Origin of the sequence: Pseudomonas caricapapayae, assembly GCF_001400735.1 — a bacterium.
Classification (GTDB): domain Bacteria; phylum Pseudomonadota; class Gammaproteobacteria; order Pseudomonadales; family Pseudomonadaceae; genus Aquipseudomonas; species Aquipseudomonas caricapapayae.
In genome coordinates, this window is the sequence record NZ_LJPW01000092.1 from 16945 (window position 1) to 36249 (window position 19305).

17 protein-coding genes are annotated in these 19305 nt (G+C 59.4%); 10 read left to right on the top strand and 7 right to left on the bottom strand.

What is annotated here, in order from left to right; translation table 11 throughout:
* Nucleotides 1–24: 24 nt before the first annotated feature.
* From ALO80_RS13975 to gap, 7 genes are all read right to left on the bottom strand, one after another.
* A complete protein-coding gene (locus tag ALO80_RS13975; RefSeq protein ID WP_055009426.1) occupies nucleotides 25–381 on the bottom strand; it encodes a DUF5064 family protein in 357 nt (118 codons plus the stop codon).
* Between the two features lie 79 nt (nucleotides 382–460).
* Nucleotides 461–919, bottom strand: coding sequence for a YbaN family protein (locus tag ALO80_RS13980; RefSeq protein ID WP_054985549.1), 459 nt, complete (start codon nucleotides 917–919; stop codon nucleotides 461–463).
* Complete coding sequence (locus ALO80_RS13985) at nucleotides 916–1530, bottom strand: biliverdin-producing heme oxygenase (RefSeq protein WP_055009427.1); 615 nt, start codon at nucleotides 1528–1530, stop codon at nucleotides 916–918. The genes ALO80_RS13980 and ALO80_RS13985 overlap by 4 nt, the downstream gene beginning before the upstream one ends.
* 116 nt (nucleotides 1531–1646) lie before the next feature.
* Nucleotides 1647–4226 carry a TonB-dependent receptor gene (locus ALO80_RS13990; protein ID WP_055009428.1) on the bottom strand — a complete coding sequence of 860 codons (2580 nt, stop codon included), beginning with the start codon at nucleotides 4224–4226 and terminating at the stop codon, nucleotides 1647–1649.
* Nucleotides 4227–4347: 121 nt separating this feature from the next.
* Entirely contained in the window at nucleotides 4348–5313 is a 966-nt protein-coding gene (locus tag ALO80_RS13995; RefSeq protein ID WP_055009429.1) for a FecR family protein, read from the bottom strand.
* A gap of 59 nt (nucleotides 5314–5372) precedes the next feature.
* Complete coding sequence (locus ALO80_RS14000) at nucleotides 5373–5891, bottom strand: RNA polymerase sigma factor (protein WP_055009430.1); 519 nt, start codon at nucleotides 5889–5891, stop codon at nucleotides 5373–5375.
* Nucleotides 5892–6040: 149 nt separating this feature from the next.
* A complete protein-coding gene (gene gap / locus ALO80_RS14005; RefSeq protein WP_055009431.1) occupies nucleotides 6041–7042 on the bottom strand; it encodes a type I glyceraldehyde-3-phosphate dehydrogenase in 1002 nt (333 codons plus the stop codon).
* A 219-nt stretch (nucleotides 7043–7261) separates the two neighbouring features.
* Here gap and edd point away from each other — a divergent pair, with 219 nt between their 5' ends.
* The 10 genes from edd to ALO80_RS14055 all read left to right on the top strand — a co-directional run bounded on the left by edd (nucleotide 7262) and on the right by ALO80_RS14055 (nucleotide 19254).
* Entirely contained in the window at nucleotides 7262–9088 is a 1827-nt protein-coding gene (edd, locus tag ALO80_RS14010; RefSeq protein ID WP_055009432.1) for a phosphogluconate dehydratase, read from the top strand.
* Entirely contained in the window at nucleotides 9085–10050 is a 966-nt protein-coding gene (locus tag ALO80_RS14015) for a glucokinase (RefSeq protein ID WP_055009433.1), read from the top strand. The genes edd and ALO80_RS14015 overlap by 4 nt, the downstream gene beginning before the upstream one ends.
* A gap of 49 nt (nucleotides 10051–10099) precedes the next feature.
* Nucleotides 10100–10837, top strand: a complete 738-nt coding sequence (locus ALO80_RS14020) for a response regulator (RefSeq protein WP_054985557.1) — start codon at nucleotides 10100–10102, stop codon at nucleotides 10835–10837.
* A 61-nt stretch (nucleotides 10838–10898) separates the two neighbouring features.
* Nucleotides 10899–12305 (top strand): ATP-binding protein, encoded by a 1407-nt coding sequence (locus ALO80_RS14025; RefSeq protein WP_055009439.1) that lies wholly within the window; start codon nucleotides 10899–10901, stop codon nucleotides 12303–12305.
* A 169-nt stretch (nucleotides 12306–12474) separates the two neighbouring features.
* On the top strand, nucleotides 12475–13761 hold the full coding sequence (locus tag ALO80_RS14030) for an ABC transporter substrate-binding protein (RefSeq protein ID WP_055009434.1): 1287 nt from the start codon (nucleotides 12475–12477) through the stop codon (nucleotides 13759–13761).
* Nucleotides 13762–13865: 104 nt separating this feature from the next.
* On the top strand, nucleotides 13866–14774 hold the full coding sequence (locus tag ALO80_RS14035; RefSeq protein ID WP_054985560.1) for a carbohydrate ABC transporter permease: 909 nt from the start codon (nucleotides 13866–13868) through the stop codon (nucleotides 14772–14774).
* Entirely contained in the window at nucleotides 14767–15612 is an 846-nt protein-coding gene (locus ALO80_RS14040; protein WP_055009435.1) for a carbohydrate ABC transporter permease, read from the top strand. Before ALO80_RS14035 ends, ALO80_RS14040 begins: the two co-directional genes overlap by 8 nt.
* 2 nt (nucleotides 15613–15614) lie before the next feature.
* Nucleotides 15615–16781: an ABC transporter ATP-binding protein gene (locus tag ALO80_RS14045; RefSeq protein WP_055009436.1), complete on the top strand. Its 1167-nt coding sequence runs from the start codon at nucleotides 15615–15617 to the stop codon at nucleotides 16779–16781.
* Between the two features lie 126 nt (nucleotides 16782–16907).
* Nucleotides 16908–18269, top strand: a complete 1362-nt coding sequence (locus ALO80_RS14050) for a carbohydrate porin (protein WP_055009437.1) — start codon at nucleotides 16908–16910, stop codon at nucleotides 18267–18269.
* 109 nt (nucleotides 18270–18378) lie between these two features.
* A complete protein-coding gene (locus ALO80_RS14055; RefSeq protein ID WP_055009438.1) occupies nucleotides 18379–19254 on the top strand; it encodes a D-hexose-6-phosphate mutarotase in 876 nt (291 codons plus the stop codon).
* Nucleotides 19255–19305 lie beyond the last annotated feature (51 nt).

Sequence of the window (19305 nt, forward strand, 5' to 3'; positions counted from 1 at the left end):
AGCCTGAAGCTCAAGCCCGAAGCGCTACTCCAGATGCTCCGGCTTCACCGGCTCGCCTGACCTGACGTGGAGTTTGTCGCGAATGTCCGCAAACATTCGGTCGTAGTCCTTGTGTTGGGCGATGGGCAGTGAGGCCGAGTTCGGCAGGCCGTGTCTTATGGCAATGCGGCTTGCATCGTGAGCAAAGTTGAAGGCCAGATCACGGGTCAGCTGGAATTGCTCTTCGAACGGCTTGCCGTTGATTTCACCCTTCATGGTGAAGTGCACGCAAGTGCCATCTTTCGGGTCTTCGTTCACTTCATAGCTCAGGTGAATGTCGTAGCTGATATCCGTAGGCTGCAACGCCACGTGAGTGAGATGCAGATGGCCTGGCTCGTACATGGAGGTGCTCCATCAAGTGATGAGTGTGTTCAGTCAGACACTGCACGCATCTGCGCAGTTCAGCCCGGTGCATGTCTACTCAGCGATTGTCCCTGCCGGGTTCCGGCCTCGACCAGATCCATAGATTGCCCAGTGCCATGCCCGTAAGGGCCAGATACAGCCACCAGGCGTGGCCGATCAGGCTCAGCATCACCACAGCGCAGACGAGCATACTGATGGTGGCGCTGATCTTGGCCTTGCGGGCGACCAGCCTGCCGTTACGCCAGTTGTACAGAATCGGTCCGAATACACGGTGGTTTTCCAGCCAGGCATTCAGGCGCGGCGAGCTGCGTGTCGCAGCCCAGGCCGCGAGCAGAATGAACTCGGTGGTCGGCAGGCCGGGGATGAAGATCGCAACAATGCCTATGCCGAGGGCGACATACGCGAGAATGCCGTATAAAAGGCGTGAAAGTCTTGAGCCGGGTGGTTTGTACGTCATGGTCTCTACAGGCAGGTTCGGGGAGCCCGGCCAGCTTAACAGCACCGGGCGTTTTTTCATGCCTGTGCCATGTCCGCAACCGGGGCATGGGCGTAGGCGTACTGCAGCAGGACGCTGAAGCGCTCGAATGCAGCGATGGCACCCCGATCCAGTTCTGCCTCCTGTTCTGCGGTCAGTGTCAGCTCATCAAGCGCGCCGACAAAGGCTTTCCAGCCCGCAGCACGGCCTCCCGCAGGCTCACCCAAATGGCGTGCGCCAAAGCTGTGGTTCAGGTTCAAGGCTTCGGCGCGTTTGATCAGAAACGCGGCACCCAGCTTGGAACCTTCGGAGACGAACAGCCAGCCGAGTGCCTCTGCGGTACTCGAACCTTGCACGGCGCCAGCCACCGGTGGGGGAATGTCCACGTTCAGGTCCGAAAGGTCCGCTCTGGCCTGTGCAGCCCGGCAGCGTGCCGGCAGGTCGCTGATGATTGCCTGGAGCGCAGGCTCGTTGTACAGGCTTTGCAGCTCCGCCTGGAAAAGGTATTGAGCGACCACGAAACGTGCGTAGCTGGCGAGGGTTTCAAACGGTGCGTGAGCCTTGACCGCCTTGTCGAGCGTTTCATGCGGCGCGTGAGTGATCTGATTCAGGCGTTGTGAACGCGAGGTCGGTCGGTTCTGATCAAGAGTCATGGAATTCTTCCTTGCTGAAAAAGGGGCTTGTTGAATAGACGAATGGCCAGGCCCGAACGCGTAAAAAAAACCTGTCGCCGACACATTCGGCGACGGGCTTTCAGTTGCTTTCGGGCTCAGATATCCCACACCAGGTTGACGCTGAAGTTGCGCCCCGGCTGAGTCAGACGATCCAGGTTGGCGGGCGCGGTTACACCTGCTTCTCCCACGCCGTCGTAGCCGCGCACATCGTCCCAGAGCCAGTATTTTTTGTCGGTCAGGTTGTACAGGCCTGCATTCAAGGTCACATCGTCGCTGACCTTGTAGTAGCCGGTCAGGTCCAGAATGCCGAACCCTGGTGTCTTGAATTGGCTGGAGGTGCCGTCCGGCGTGTGGAAGTTGCTGTCGTCCACGCGATTCTTGCGCTTGACCAGCGTCCAGCTCAGCAGGCCGCCGTAGTCGTTCTGCTCATAACCCATGCCGATAACACCGGTCAGCGGGTTGACACTGTTGATCGGCTCGCCGGTGTCATTGTTGCGGCCCTGCACGTAGGCAATCGATGCCTGGCTGTAGAGACCGTTCGGTGCGCCGAGGCTGTCGAGGTCGAGGCGACCCTTGAGTTCGGCCCCTTTCAGCGTGGCATGCTTGATGTTGTTGGACTGGAACGTGAGCTCGTTGTAACCGGGAGTGATGGCGTCCTCGTTGATGAAATCACGGTATTTGTTGTAGAACACTGCGATGTCGAACGAGCCGGATTCGAAGCGGCCGCGCAGGCCGGTTTCATAACTTTTGCTGGTCTCGGGCTCCAGGTTCGGGTTGGGTTCGACCACGTAGCCAGCCGTCGGGTTTTCGAAGCGCCCGTAAAGCGACTTGGCCGACGGTGTGCGGAAGCCCTCGGCATACTGGCCGTACCAGGTGTAGGCGTCGCTGAGCGCATAGGTCACGCCGAACTTGGGCGACAGACGATGCCAGGTCCGGGTTTCATCGTTCGCCTGAGCCGGGTCGGTCAAGCTGACCGATCTGAGAAATTGCGAGGTGAACTTCGGATCGAGCCGGGTGTGGTCGTAACGTACACCGGGCATGAAGGTCCAGTCGTTCCAGCTGATCTGATCCTGTGCGAACAGCGCATAGCTGGTGATGGTCGGGTCCGGGAAATCACTCGTTGCGGCCAGCCGGTCGCTCGGGCTGTCTGCGCCGACCACGCGGCAGGAGCCGAATACGCGCGCACAGGTCCCGCTGCCGCTGCGCAGTCCGGTGACTTTCTGCTGCTTGACCGTCGTGCCGTAGGTCAGCACATGGTCCGTGCTGGCAAGCGAGAATGCCTTGTCCAGCTGGGCATCGAATACCCACTGCTTTTCCTGATAGTGCGTGTCGCGGTCACGAATGACGTCTCGGGAGAACGGAAAATAACGTTCCCGAGTGCTCTGATCGGTCTTCGCGGTCTGGTAGTTCAGGCTCCACTTGACGTTGTCGACCAGCAGACTGTCGAGGGCGAAGCTGTTTTCGATGCCGAAGCGCTCGCGGGTGATAGTGTCGTTACCTTCGCGCGACTGGTACATGCCCAGCCCGCTGCCGTTGGTGAATGGGCCGCCGACTGCGCTTTTCAGATTGCTGTCACGGTCGTCCTTGTACTTCTCGTAGGCCAGAGCCAGGCGCGAACCGTCACCGTAGTTCCAGCCCAGTTTGGCCAGAATGTTGGTACTGCGTGCGTCCTGAGGGTTGGCTTCGGTGCGGCTCAGGCCGTTGCCACCGGTGCTGCCATGCGATTCGGTTTCATGACCATTGCGCTGGCTCAGGTGCAGCAAGGCGTCGAACTCGCCCAGTCGCCCTGCGACGGTGGCTGAATTGAGCCAGCTTTGGTCTGCCGAGCTGTAGCCGGTTTTCAGGCGCGCGCCGACGTCCTTGTCCGGCTTGATGATGTCGTCCGGGTCCAGTGTGTAATAGCTGACTACGCCACCAATCGCGCTGCTGCCGTACAGCGCAGACGCGGGGCCGCGGAGGATTTCCACGCGCTTGACGATCTCCGGGTCGACGTAGTTGCGATGGGTCTGCGCATAAGGTCCGGTGAAAAAGCTGTCAGGAACCTCGACGCCGTCGACCTGAGTCAGGATCCGGTTGCCATCGATACCGCGGATGTTATAGCCGGTCGTGCCTGCCCGTTGTCCTGCGCCGCCCACCGAAACCCCTGGCTCGTAGCGAACCAGATCGCGAAGGGTGTTGACATTGCTGCGGTCCAGTTCTGCACGGGAATGTATGCTGACGGTGCTCGGCACCGTGACGACATCCTGAGCCTGACGCGTGGCGCTGACGGTTATCTGGTCGAGCGCCATGACACCGGCAGCCGCGGTGCGCTTTTCCAGGACTACCGTGTTGTTGCCCGGATTGCGGTAGCTCAGCGAAGTGCCAGCCAGCATGTTGTCCAGCGCCTGTGCGGCGCTCAGGTTGCCGCGAGCGCCTGGAGAGATGACGTTTTGAGCCAGCTCCGCTGGCATGCCCACCTGCCATCCGGTCACGCGGCTGAACTCGTTCAGGGCCGACACCAGCGGTTGCTGGCCGATCGAGAATCGGTAGGTGCCTGACGGGTGCGCCGGCCGGGTACTTTCACTGGCCGCGCTGGCGGTCTGCGTCTGCAGGCTGGCACCCAGCACCGCAAGGGTCAGCAAAGAAAGCGTGAGCCGTGCGCGCGATCGGGCGGCAGGCGTGAACGTGGATGACATCGGTAGCGCTCCCTGGGGTATTGCTCGTCATAGTGTTTACAGACTGTTTCAAAATGAGAATCAGTTGCATTGGCTATGACTAGACGAACGGGCAGTCGCTATCGAGTAAAAAAACTTTCCTTCAGTTGAGAATCACCAGTGCGGGCATTTCATGAAGGCTTGCCGAGGTGATCTGTGCCAGCGAGCGTACTACGTCAAGCGGGCTGTCCAGACGGTAGTTGCCGGTTACCGCAATACGATCCAGCTGCGCATTGGTGCTGATGATCCAGCCGGGATAGTAACGGCGCAGTTCAGCCAGTACCTCACTGAGCGGGCAGTTGTCGAAGATCAGTCGGCCTTGTACCCAGGCGAAGTCCTGGGTCGGGTCGAGCTTTTCACGGTGCCCGAAACCTGCGGGGCCGACGCGAACGCTTTCTCCGGCGCCCAGACTGACGCTGGAGTCGCCGCGCGTGGCGCGCACGTCGACGGCACCGCGCTGCACGCGCACTTGCGCAACACCGTTCAGGTAACGTACGGAAAATTCGGTGCTGTTGGCGCTCATGCGCACCGGTCCCGCTTCGATTTCTAGTGGCCGTCCCGATCTGGCCGTTACGTCGAAGAAGGCCTCACCCTGATACAGGCGTGCGGAACGCTGCTGGTCACCGATCTGGCTGGAGAAGGCCGAGTCGGTGTTGAGCAGCACCTTCGATCCGTCTGCCAGTTCCAGGCGCTGGCGTTCGCCCACGACGGTCAGGTGGTCGGCCTGCAGGCGCAGGGGCAGATTGCTGAAACTGAACAGTCCCAACAGTAGCACCGCTGCAGTTGCCAGCGGTTTCCAGTGCGGGCGGACACGTTGCCAGACCGATGGCTTGCGGGGCAGTGCGATGCGTTCGGCGGCATGCTCGACCTGCGGTGAATTCCAGAGCGTGCTGGCCTTGTCGAAGGCAAGTGCGTGTTCGGGGTCGGCATTCAGCCATTCCTGAAAACGAGCCAGCCGGATATCGTCCGCGTCTTCCAGTTCGATCAGCCAGCTCAGCGCCTGATCCATTGCAGCATTGCTCAACACGTCCTGCGCCATCGCGTGCGGGCGTTCTGTCTTCGGGGCCACGGTGTTCCTCGGCAATCCTGAAACTGTATCGGTGAGAGTCTGGCAGCGTGCGGCAGGGTTCAGGGCGGGTCAAGTCTTGAAAGGACCCCAACGCAAATCGCCATGATCAGTTTCAGCTCTTTCTGGACGGTGCTGGCAGACACCTGCAATTGCTCGGCAATTTCCAGGTAACTGCGGCCCTCCAGCCGATTGAGGGTAAATATTTTCTGCTGGCGGGGGCTCAACGTGCCCAGGCTGACGCTCAGGCTTTCAAGCAGACGCTTGGCATGCGCAGCATTTTCAGGCGAGCCCAGCTGGGCCACGACGCTTTCCAGTCGGGCGGGAGAAACGTCTTCAAGCATGGTCCGGTCATGAATGCGCCGTGCGCGCAAATGGTCCAGCGCCAGATTGCGAGCGGTCTGAAAGACGAAGGGTTCAAGATGATTGACGGGGTGTTCGGTCAATGCGCGACTGACACGCAGCCAGGTTTCCTGAAGCAGGTCCTCGGCAGCACTTTGATTGCCGACCATGCGATGCAGGGTACGTAACAGGACTGGGCGCTGGGCCAGAAAGACATCGTTGAAGCGTGACTGCGACACAGAGAGGCCCGACCGGAGATGTGAGCAAATGATAATGCTTCTCATCTTCGGGTCGGGTCAAGCCTGCATCTGTAAATATTTATCTGTGTACGTTTTCTCACTCAGCCTGCATCGGCGCTGACTCGTTTTTTGCGAGGCTACGCACTGCGTTACTGCGCGTTATGCAGTGCCAGGCAATTGTCGAGCATGCGGTTGGAGAACGCCCATTCGTTGTCGTACCACGACAGGACCTTGAGCAACTTGCCGCTGACCTTGGTGTGATTGGCGTCGAAGATCGATGACAGCGGGTTGTGGTTGAAGTCGTGGGAAACCAGCGGCAGGGCGTTGTAGCCCAGCACTTTGGAATGCTGGCTGGCTTCTTTCATCAGCGCATTGACTTCTTCGGCGGTGGTTTCACGCTTCAGGGTCACGGTCAGGTCGACCAGCGAAACGTTGATGACAGGTACGCGCACGGCCATGCCGGTGAGTTTGCCCGCCAGTTCCGGCAGCACCAGGCCGACGGCTTCGGCTGCACCGGTCTTGCTCGGGATCATCGATTGGGTGGCCGAACGGGCGCGGTATGGGTCGCTGTGGTAAACGTCGATCAGCGTCTGGTCGTTGGTGTAGGCATGGATGGTGGTCATCAGGCCGTTTTCGATACCCAGTTCGCGGTGCAGCACCTGGGCAACCGGTGCCAGGCAGTTGGTGGTGCAGGATGCGCTGGAAATGATCTGATGCGACTGGCGCAGCGTGTCGTGATTGACGCCATAGACGATGGTGGCATCGGCACCGCTGGCCGGGGCGGAGATAATGACCTTGCGCGCACCGGCGGTAAGGTGAGCGGCGGCCTTGTCGCGGCTGGTGAACAGACCGGTGCATTCGAACACCACATCGATGTCCTGCGCCTTCCACGGCAACTCGGCCGGATTGCGAATGGCACTGACCGAAATACGGTCACCATTGACGGTCAGGCTTTCCTTGTCGCACTCGACCGTGCCGCTGAAAGGCCCGTGTACCGTGTCGAAGCGCAGCAGGTGTGCGTTGATTTCGCTGTCGCCAAGATCGTTGATGGCGACGACCTGCAGGTCCTGGCGGTAGCCTTGGGTATACAGTGCACGTAGGACGTTGCGGCCGATGCGGCCAAAACCGTTGATTGCGATACGAAGAGTCATACAGCCGTCCTTCTGAATTTGTTGTTGGAATTACAAGATTATTCTCATAGAAATAGAAAACAAGCCTTTTTAGTGGCAATATTTTGTTTTATCTACAACTACAAGCCTGAAAGGCCATCCCGGTTGATCGAGATCAGGGTTTTACTCCCTGACCGTCACTGCTCGAAAACCGGAACCGTCTTTACGGGTGACCTTAGACGTTAGCCTGGAGTTCATCACATGCATCCCCGCGTCCTTGAAGTAACCGAGCGACTCATCGCCCGCAGTCGCGATATCCGTCAGCGCTACCTTCAATTGATACGCGGCGCAGCGAGCGATGGCCCGATGCGCGGCAAGCTTCAATGTGCCAACTTTGCTCACGGCGTCGCTGCCTGCGGACCGGAAGACAAGCAAAGCCTGCGTCTGATGAACGCCGCCAACGTGGCAATCGTCTCTTCCTACAACGAAATGCTCTCGGCGCATCAGCCCTACGAGCACTTTCCTGCTCAGATCAAACAGGCTTTACGTGACATTGGTTCGGTCGGTCAGTTTGCCGGCGGCGTACCTGCCATGTGCGATGGGGTGACTCAGGGAGAACCGGGCATGGAGCTGGCCATTGCCAGCCGCGAAGTGATTGCCATGTCCACGGCAGTTGCTTTGTCACACAATATGTTCGACGCCGCGATGATGCTCGGTATCTGCGACAAGATCGTACCCGGTCTGATGATGGGGGCTCTGCGTTTCGGTCACCTGCCTACCATCTTCGTGCCGGGCGGGCCGATGGTTTCAGGGATCTCCAACAAGGAAAAAGCCGACGTACGGCAACGTTATGCGGAAGGCAAAGCCACCCGTGAAGAGTTACTCGACTCGGAAATGAAGTCCTATCACGGTCCGGGAACCTGCACCTTCTACGGGACGGCCAACACCAATCAGTTGTTGATGGAGGTCATGGGTATGCACCTTCCCGGTGCCTCGTTCGTCAATCCCTACACGCCACTGCGCGACGCGCTGACCGCTGAAGCAGCTCGCCAGGTGACGCGTCTGACCATGCAGAGCGGCAGTTTCATGCCGATTGGCGAAATCGTCGACGAGCGCTCGCTGGTCAACTCCATCGTTGCGCTGCACGCCACTGGCGGCTCGACCAACCATACGCTGCACATGCCGGCCATTGCCCAGGCCGCCGGAATCCAGTTGACCTGGCAGGACATGGCCGACCTGTCTGAAGTGGTGCCGACCCTCAGCCACGTCTACCCCAACGGCAAAGCCGATATCAACCACTTCCAGGCTGCGGGCGGCATGTCGTTCCTGATCCGTGAATTGCTCGCTGCCGGTCTGCTGCACGAAAACGTCAACACCGTGGCAGGTTATGGTTTGAGCCGTTACACCAAGGAACCCTTCCTGGAAGACGGCAAGCTGGTCTGGCGTGAAGGGCCGCTCGAAAGCCTGGATGAAAACATCTTGCGGCCGGTTGCCCGTCCGTTCTCGCCGGAAGGGGGGTTGCGGGTCATGGAAGGCAATCTGGGACGCGGTGTGATGAAAGTCTCCGCTGTGGCGCCGGAGCATCAGATTGTCGAAGCGCCAGCCAAGGTCTTTCAGGATCAGAAAGAGCTGGCAGATGCGTTCAAGGCCGGCGAGCTGGAGTGCGATTTCGTCGCCGTGATGCGTTTCCAGGGGCCGCGCTGCAACGGCATGCCCGAACTGCACAAGATGACGCCGTTTCTGGGGGTTTTGCAGGACCGTGGTTTCAAGGTTGCGTTGGTCACCGATGGGCGCATGTCGGGCGCGTCGGGCAAGATCCCGGCGGCCATTCATGTCTGCCCGGAAGCGTTCGATGGTGGTCCGCTGGCGCTGGTGCGCGATGGTGACGTGATCCGCGTGGATGGCGTAAAAGGCACGTTACAAGTGCTGGTCGAAGCGTCAGAATTGGCCGCCAGAGAGCCGGCCATCAACCAGATCGACAACACTGTCGGCTGTGGTCGCGAGCTGTTTGGATTCATGCGCATGGCCTTCAGCTCCGCAGAGCAAGGTGCCAGCGCCTTTACCTCTAGTCTGGAGACGCTTAAGTGAAGTTGGCCCTGGTCGGTGATATAGGCGGTACCAATGCACGTTTTGCCATTTGGGAAGACGACACGCTGCATTCTGTCCGGGTATTCCCGACCATTGACTACGCCGGGCCCGAAAAGGCCATCGAAGTCTATCTGCAGGACCTTGAGCTGCAGCGCGGAGATATCAGCCATGTATGCCTGGCCGTGGCCGGGCCGGTCGACGGTGATTTCTTCCAGTTCACCAACAGCCATTGGCAGTTGAGCCGCACCGCGTTCTGTGCCGACCTGAAGGTCGAACATCTGCTGCTGATCAACGACTTCACTGCCATGGCGCTGGGCATGACCCGCCTCAGCGAAGATGAGTACCTGACGGTCTGCCATGGCGTCGGTAAACCTGATCGCCCAAGCGTGGTCGTGGGGCCGGGTACAGGGCTGGGCGTCGGAACGCTGATCAGGCTTGAAGGCAGTCGCTGGATGGCGTTGCCGGGCGAGGGCGGGCATGTTGACCTGCCAATCGGTACGGCGCGCGAGGCGCTGTTGTGGACCCGTTTGATGGCCGAGCACGAACATGTCAGCGCTGAGGTCGTACTCAGCGGCGCGGGCTTGCTGTTGCTGTATCAGGTCAGTTGCGCATTGGACGATGTCGAGCCGGTGCTCAAGTCGCCTGCCGCGATCACGTCGGCTGCGCTGTCAGGCGATCCGGTCGCTGCCGCTGTGCTGGAGCAGTTCTGCGTGTTTCTCGGCAGAGTGGTGGGCAATACTGTCCTTACCCTGGGAGGTCTGGGCGGGGTCTATATGGTGGGTGGCGTAGTACCGCGTTTCACCGATTTCTTCATGAACAGCGGGTTCAAGCGAGCCATGGCCGAGAAGGGCGTCATGAGCGACTATTTCAAGGACCTGCCGGTCTGGCTGGTGACTGCCGAGTACCCTGGCCTTACAGGCGCAGGTGTCGCTCTGCAGCAAGCGTTTGGTGCGCAGATCTGAGCAACCTCCCATAACAACAAAGCTTCACAGCCAACAAGGACGCTTCAACTTGAGCTCAGTCAGTAAATCGATCCTGCTGGTGGATGACGATCAGGAGATTCGCGAATTGCTGGACGCTTACCTGAGCCGCGCCGGTTTTCAGGTCCGCACGGTGGGTGATGGCGCGGATTTTCGGCGCGCGTTCAATGAAGAGCCAAGCGACTTGCTGATCCTTGATGTCATGCTGCCCGATGAAGATGGTTTCAGCCTGTGTCGCTGGATCCGCCAACATCCACGTCAGCCGCACGTGCCCATCATCATGCTGACTGCCAGTTCGGACGAGGCTGACCGGGTCATCGGTCTGGAGCTGGGTGCCGACGATTACCTGGGCAAGCCCTTCAGCCCGCGTGAGCTTCAGGCCCGGATCAAGGCGCTGTTGCGACGGGCCCAGTTCGGTCAGGAGCGTCCAGGTGGCGACGTGATCCTGTTCGATGAGTGGCGGCTGGACATGGTCAGTCACCGGCTGTTTCACAACGACGGCGAAGAGGTGATCCTGTCCGGTGCCGACTTCGCACTGCTCAAGCTGTTTCTCGACAACCCCCAGCAGATTCTCGACCGCGACACCATCGGCAACGCCACGCGCGGGCGTGAGCTGATGCCGCTGGAGCGAATTGTCGACATGGCAGTCAGTCGTCTGCGCCAGCGTCTGCGCGACACCGGCAAGTCGCCGCGTCTGATCCGCACCATTCGCGGCAGCGGTTATCTGCTGGCCGCGAACGTCAACTCGCAAGCGGGCAACGGCTATTAACTCCCCGGCGGCAGTGCCGAAAAGAACCGGCCTGCCACTGCCGCGCTCGTTGCTGGGGCGCATGCTGCTGTTGACGTTACTGGCGGTCCTGCTGGCGCAGATGCTGTCCAGCGTGATCTGGCTGTCACAGTTGCGAGCCACTCAGACAGAGGGGCTGGTGACCAGTGCGCGCAGCCTGGCGTACTCGATGGCAGCCAGCGTCAGTTACTTTCGCTCATTGCCGCTGGCCTATCGCCCTATGGTGCTGGATCAATTACGCAGCATGGGCGGCACACGCTTCGTCGTCTCGCTCAACGACCATCCGCTGGACATGCAGATCATGCAGCCTACGCCCCGCAAACAGGCGGTGCTGGACGTGGTGGGCGACGTATTGCGCCAGCGGCTGGGCAATGGCCCGGACATCACCGTGTGGTTTGCGCGGCCCGACGAATTGCGGATTTTCAATAGCGGCCTGAAGCTCGATGAGTTGCCGCGCTCGTGGGCGCATTACGCGTTGACACTTGAGCCGGTGAACCCTCCGGTGCTGGTTACGCAAATCGAAATGGCGCCCGGCGAGTGGTTCTACATTGCCTCGCTGCTGCCTGAACCCTATACCTCGCTGGAGGAGCAGGACCTGCCCCTCCAGCAGGTCTCATTCATCGTTCTGACCAGCGCATTTCTGTTGTTGTTTATCGGTTTGCTGGTGCATTGGCAGAGCCGGCCGCTCAAGCGCCTGGCGCGGGCCGCGCGGGATATGTCGCTGGGGGCGGACGTCGAGCCTGTGGTCGAGGGCGGCGGCAGTGAGGTCATCGAGGTCAGCCGGGCGTTCAACGCCATGCGCACGCGGATCAGCCGCTACCTGACCGAGCGCGGCCAGTTGTTCAGTGCCATCTCCCACGACCTGCGCACGCCCATTACCCGTCTGCGGCTGCGTGTCGAGCTGCTGGAAGACGAGCACGTGCAGCGTAAATTCAGCCGCGACCTGGACGAGCTGGAGTTGCTGGTCAAAGGCGCGCTGCAATGCGTCAAGGACACCGATATTCATGAAAACATCGAGCCGGTGGACCTCAATGCGTTGCTTGATTGCCTGGTCGAGCCCTGGCTCAGCGCCGAAGGCGACGGGCGCGTCACTCAGTTGGGCGAGGCTCAGGCCGCCTATCCCGGCAAGCCGCTGGCGCTGAGGCGCTGCATCGGAAATCTGATCGACAATGCGCTCAAATACGGCCATCGGGCTCACTTGAAAGTCGAAGACAACGCTGCGGCTTTCGTCCTGCATGTGGATGACGAAGGGCCTGGTGTACCCGAGCAACGTCTGGAACACGTATTCGAGCCGCATTTCCGTCTGGCAGGTAACCAGCAGCAGGGTTACGGTCTGGGTCTGGGCATTGCGCGCAACATCGCTCACAGTCATGGCGGCGAGGTCAGCCTGCAGAATCTGCGTGACGGTGGGTTGCGAGTCACGCTGTACCTGCCCAGAACCACGGAATGATTGTCCCGATAGTGGCTTTAGGCTCTTGATTACCCGGTGATTTCATTTGTCACTGTCTTGTGACAATTGCGCATCCCTTCGTTACTGTCACTGCCTCTGGCTTGGTTAGACTCCCACGAAGCGCAAGCACCAGACTTGCTCAGGCATAACAACAAGAAAGGTCAAATCGATGAATTCCATGTCACGTCTCGCCGTTGTCATCTCTCTCGCTTCGTTGTTCCCTCTGAGCGCTATCGCCGCTGAATCCAAAGGCGCTGTTGAAGTGGTGCACTGGTGGACCTCGGGTGGCGAAAAGGCTGCGGTCGATGTTCTGAAAGCCCAGGTCGAAAAAGACGGTTTTGTCTGGAAGGACGGTGCCGTCGCAGGTGGCGGTGGTGCCACAGCCATGACCGTGCTCAAGAGCCGCGCGGTTTCCGGCAACCCGCCGGGTGTTGCGCAGATCAAAGGCCCCGATATTCAGGAGTGGGCGTCTACCGGTCTGCTGGATAGCGATGCGTTGAAAGACGTCGCCAAGGCTGAAAAGTGGGACTCCCTGCTGGACAAGAAAGTCTCCGATACCGTCAAGTACGATGGCGACTATGTTGCCGTACCGGTGAACATTCACCGCGTCAACTGGCTGTGGATCAATCCCGAAGTCTTCAAGAAAGCCGGTATCGACAAGGCACCGACCACCCTCGAAGAATTCTACGCTGCGGGCGACAAGCTGAAGAAAGCCGGTTTCATCCCGCTGGCGCACGGCGGTCAGCCGTGGCAGGACAGCACGGTATTCGAAGCTGTTGTGCTGTCGGTCATGGGCGCTGATGGCTACAAGAAGGCGCTGGTCGATCTGGACGAGAGCGCGCTGACCGGTCCTGAAATGGTCAAGTCGCTGACTGAACTCAAGAAGGTCGCGACCTACATGGACGCCGACGGCAAGGGCCAGGACTGGAATCTGGAAGCTGCCAAGGTGATCAACGGCAAGGCCGGCATGCAGATCATGGGTGACTGGGCCAAGAGCGAGTGGACAGCAGCCAAGAAGGTCGCCGGCAAGGATTATCAGTGCGTAGCCTTCCCGGGCACCGACAAGGCGTTCACCTACAACATCGACTCGCTGGCGGTGTTCAAGCAGAAAGACAAGGGCACCACTGCCGCGCAGCAGGACCTTGCCAAGGTCGCGATGGGTGAAGATTTCCAGAAGGTCTTCAGCATCAACAAAGGCTCGATCCCGGTTCGTGAAGACATGCTGTCCGATATGAGCAAATACGGTTTCGACTCTTGTGCCCAAACCGCTGCGAAGGACTTCCTGGCTGACTCGAAGACCGGTGGTCTGCAGCCAAGCATGGCGCACAACATGGCAACTACGCTGGCAGTCCAGGGTGCGTTCTTCGATGTGGTAACCAACTACATCAATGATCCGAAAGCTGATCCGGCAGAAACAGCCAAAAAGCTGGCCGCTGCGATCAAATCTGCCAAGTAATTCGTTCTGAACTGCCTTTAACCGTCGTCCGCAGTGCTGAAATCCCTAGTTGATTTCGCCTGCGGCTGCGGCCTGAATTCGATACACCTGATGGGATACTCCCGATGAGCTCTGTCGCTGCGCACAGCAAAGCCTCGCCAATGGATGCGCTGCAACGCTGGCTACCAAAACTGGTGCTGGCACCCAGCATGTTCATCGTGTTGGTCGGTTTCTATGGCTACATCCTCTGGACCTTCGCACTGTCGTTCACCAACTCGACGTTTCTGCCGTCCTACAAATGGGTCGGTCTGGCGCAATATGCGCGCCTCATGGACAACGACCGCTGGTGGGTGGCGAGCAAGAACCTCGCTGTGTTTGGCGGCATGTTCATTGCCATCAGCCTGGTGATCGGTGTTCTGCTGGCCGTCTTGCTGGACCAGCGAATCCGTCGTGAAGGCATGATTCGCACCATCTACCTGTACCCGATGGCGTTGTCGATGATCGTCACCGGTACGGCGTGGAAGTGGCTGCTCAATCCTGGTCTGGGCCTGGACAAGATGCTGCGTGACTGGGGCTGGGAAGGTTTCCGCCTGGACTGGCTGGTCGATCCGGATCGCGTGGTCTACTGCCTGGTCATCGCTGCCGTATGGCAATCTTCCGGTTTTGTCATGGCGCTGTTTCTGGCCGGGCTGCGTGGAGTCGATCAGTCGATCATCCGTGCAGCGCAAATGGATGGCGCAAGTCTCCCGATGATCTACTGGCGTGTAGTGCTGCCGAGCCTGCGTCCGGTATTTTTCAGTGCGGTCATGATTCTGGCGCACATCGCCATCAAGAGTTTCGATCTGGTGGCCGCAATGACGGCCGGAGGCCCGGGTTACTCATCCGACTTGCCCGCGATGTTCATGTATTCCTTTACCTTCAGCCGTGGCCAGATGGGCATGGGCTCGGCCAGTGCAATTCTGATGCTCGGCGCGATTCTGGCGATTCTGGTGCCGTACCTGTATTCCGAGCTGAGGACCAAACGCCATGACTAGTCATGTTGGAAAACCGGGTATCAGCTTCAGTCGCATTGTCATCTATGCCGTGTTGTTGCTGGCCTGCCTGATATATCTGGTGCCGTTGGTGGTGATGCTGTTCACCAGCTTCAAGACCCCCGAAGACATCGGCACCGGTAACCTGCTGAGCTGGCCGAGCGTGGTCACTGCAATTGGCTGGATCAAGGCCTGGGACATCGTTGACGGCTACTTCTGGAACTCGATCAAGATCACGGTTCCGGCGGTGCTCATTTCCACTGCAATCGGCGCGCTCAACGGCTATGTGCTGTCGATGTGGCGCTTCAAAGGCTCGCAGCTGTTCTTCGGTCTGTTGCTGTTTGGTTGCTTCCTGCCGTTCCAGACCGTTCTGCTGCCAGCCTCCTTCACGCTCGGCAAGATGGGCCTGGCCAACACGACCACCGGGCTGGTATTTGTCCATGTGGTCTACGGGCTGGCGTTTACAACGCTATTCTTTCGTAATTACTACGTCAGCATTCCCGATGCGCTGGTCAAGGCAGCACGGCTGGACGGTGCCGGATTCTTCACCATCTTCGGGCGCATCATTCTGCCGATGTCCACGCCCATCGTGATGGTCTGCCTGATCTGGCAGTTCACCCAGATCTGGAACGATTTCCTGTTCGGCGTTGTGTTCTCCAGTGGCGAGTCACAGCCGATCACTGTGGCGCTGAACAATCTGGTCAATACCAGCACAGGTGCCAAGGAATACAACGTTGACATGGCGGCGGCGATGATTGCCGGTCTGCCGACACTGCTGGTGTATGTACTGGCTGGCAAGTATTTCCTGCGTGGGCTCACGGCCGGCGCGGTCAAGGGGTAATCATGGCGACTCTCGAATTACGCAACGTCAACAAGACTTACGGCAGCAACCTGCCGGACACGCTCAAAAACATCGACCTGTCGATCAAGGATGGCGAATTTCTCATCCTGGTCGGTCCGTCCGGCTGCGGTAAATCCACCCTGATGAACTGCATTGCGGGTCTGGAAAGCATCAGCGGCGGGGAGATCCTGATCGACGGTCAGGACGTCAGCAGTACCAGCCCCAAGGACCGCGACATCGCGATGGTCTTCCAGTCCTATGCTCTGTACCCGACCATGAGCGTGCGTGAAAACATCGCCTTCGGGCTAAAGATTCGCAAGATGCCGCAAGCCGAAATCGATGAAGAAGTGGCGCGCGTCGCCAAGCTTTTGCAGATCGAGCACCTGCTCAATCGCAAGCCGGGCCAGATGTCCGGCGGTCAGCAGCAGCGCGTTGCGATGGGGCGTGCGCTGGCTCGTCGGCCGAAGATTTACCTCTTCGATGAGCCGCTGTCCAACCTCGACGCCAAGTTGCGGGTCGAGATGCGTACCGAAATGAAGTTGATGCACCAGCGCCTCAAAACCACCACGGTCTATGTGACTCACGATCAGATCGAGGCCATGACGCTCGGTGACAAGGTGGCGGTCATGAAGGACGGCATCGTTCAGCAGTTCGGAACACCCAAGCAGATCTACACCGATCCTGCCAACCTGTTCGTGGCCAGTTTCATCGGTTCGCCGCCGATGAACTTCATCCCGATGCGTCTGCAACGCAAGGATGGCCAGTTGATTGCTCTGCTCGACAGTGGTCAGGCGCGTTGCGAGCTGCCGGTCGGTGTTTCCGACGTCGGGCTGGAAGATCGAGAAATCATTCTTGGTATCCGGCCAGAACAGATTATGCTGGCAGGCGCTGAATCGGGCGGCCTGCCGACCATCCGTGCCGAGGTCCAGGTAACCGAGCCAACCGGGCCGGATACGCTGGTGTTCGTCACGCTCAATCAGAGCAAGGTCTGCTGTCGCCTTGCTCCGGATGTTGCACCCCAGGTTGGCGAAAGCCTGACCCTGCAATTCGACCCGTCCAGAGTGCTGATTTTCGATGCTCAGAGCGGCGAGCGTCTTGGAGTTCTGGGAGCGCCGTCGATGGCTGCAGATAAACAAACTCTCCCGGTTGAGCCACAAGTGATAAATTGATTCAGCACCAGGCATTGCCGCGGGGTCGTTGACTGCCACACCGAAACGACCGACCGGCGAACACGAAGCAGTGAATGAAGCAAGACGTCTACCAAAGCTAATAACAATAAAACGAGGATTGATGGGATGAAGAAGATCAGCAAAGGTAAATCGCTTTCCCGGCTCCAGTTTGTATGCAAGCTGTCGGCGTTGGGTGCGATGGGTCTGGCGAGCAGTGTTCACGCTGCCGAGCCATTCGCCGCCGACTCGCCCTGGATGACAGGTGATTGGGGCGGCAAACGCACTGAACTGCTCGACAAGGGTTACGACTTCTCGCTGGAATACGTTTCCGAGATGGCCAGTAACCTGAAGGGCGGCTACAACGACGACAAGACCGGCCGCTACAGCGACCAGTTCGCGCTGGGCATGAAAGTCGATTTGCAGAAAGTTCTCGGTTGGCAGGACGCGGAGTTCAAGCTGGCGATCACCGAGCGTAGCGGGCGCAACATCTCCAATGACCGGATCGGCGATCCTCGCGCCGGTACCCTCAGTTCCTCTCAGGAAGTCTGGGGTCGTGGCCAGACCTGGCGTCTGACCCAGATGTGGGTCAAGCAGAAGTATTTTGACGGCGCACTGGACGTCAAGGCCGGTCGTTTCGGACCGGGCGAAGACTTCAACAGCTTCCCGTGCGACTTCCAGAACCTGTCGTTCTGCGGCTCGCAGGTCGGTAACTACGTGAACACCTGGTACAACTGGCCAATCAGCCAATGGGCCTTGCGCGTGAAGTACAACATCACGCCGGAAGTGTATGCACAGGTCGGCGTGTACGAGCAGAACCCGTCCAACCTCGAAACCGGCAATGGTTTCAAACTCAGCGGCAGCGGCACCAAAGGCATGATCCTGCCGGTCGAGCTGGTCTGGACTCCGACCATCAATTCGTTGCCCGGTGAATACCGTGTCGGCTTCTACAAGAGCACGCCCAATGCAGATGATGTCTACGAAGACGTCAACGGCCAGCCGCAGGCGGCTACCGGCGCAGCCTTCAAGTCGCATGACAGCAAGCATGGCTGGTGGGTTGTTGCTCAGCAACAGCTGACAACTCACAACGGTGATGCGTCACGCGGTCTGAACATCTTTGCCAACGCCACCGTACATGACAAGGCAACCAACTTCGTCGACAACTACCAGCAGATCGGTCTGACGTACAAAGGTCCGTTCGACTCGCGTCCGAAAGATGACATCGGTGTTGGTATCGCCCGAATCCATGTCAACGATGACGTGCAGGATCGTGTGCGCCTGGCCAACCAGATCAGCGGTATCAACGACTACGACAACCCTGGCTACCTGCCGGTCCAGAGCACTGAGTACAACTCGGAAATCTACTACGGCTTCCACGTTACCAATTGGCTGACCGTGCGTCCCAACCTGCAATACATCAAGCACCCTGGCGGCGTAGACCAGGTGGATGATGCGATTGTAGCGGGCATCAAAATCCAGTCGAAGTTCTGAGTATCGATTGACGCGTAACGCGATCAAGGGTCGTGTGTGCTTTGCGGGCAGCCTGGCTGCCCGTTTTTTTATGGCTTGATCCTTTTATTTTTCAGGGACGCGATTGGCGATGACCTCTCACGACGCGCAACTGCCTGAACACCCTCTGCAACGTTTCTTCCGGTCCCGACGTGCCAGGCCGACTTTCGAGTGGGAGCGCCACCAGCTGCGCGATGTACTGGTCATTGATCATCCACAGTGCCAGGCAGTCTTCAGTCGCCAGGGCGCGCAGTTGCTGCATTTCCAGCCGCACGGCCAGAAGCCCTGGCTCTGGTGCGCTGCGCAGTGGCCGCAGGTGGGGGCGATCCGTGGTGGTGTGCCGGTTTGCTGGCCCTGGTATGGCCGGCATCCCGGTGAGAGCGGCTGGCCGGCACACGGCTGGGGGCGCTTGCTGGACTGGAAACTGATCGACAGCAGCGAGAGTGAGGAGGGTGTTAACCTGCACTGGCGCTTGCAGCTGTGGGACTGGCAGGTTGATCTGCATGCCGAGTTGGGGCAGGGCATGGCGTTACGTCTGAGCACGTGCCACGAGGACAGCGAGCCCTGTCATTTCAGTCATGCGCTGCACGCCTACTGGCGGATCGGTGACGTGTCCGAAGTCGCCCTGGAGGGGCTCGATGGCGCACAGGGTTACGACGAACTGAGTCGGCAAACCTGCCAGCAACAAGGCGAACTGCGCGTGGCAGGCGCCTGCCAGCGCGTATTCGAACACGCAGGTGCCGTGCAGCTCCAGGACCCGATCTGGCAGCGCAGGCTGAATATCGACACCGGCGACAGCGCCAACACCGCCGTCTGGCACCCCGGCAGCAGGCCGCTATTGGGCGTATGCGGAAGCGAAACCACAGGCTTTGTCCGAGTAGAAGCCGCTTCAGGCTCCGGCGACACCTTCAGCCTGCGGCCCGGAGAACAGGTGCAGCTCAAACTGCAGGCGAGTCTGGCAGGGTGAGTGGCATCGTCTTCCTTCGCGTCTTGCACGGATCCCCCTGACACCGCAGAA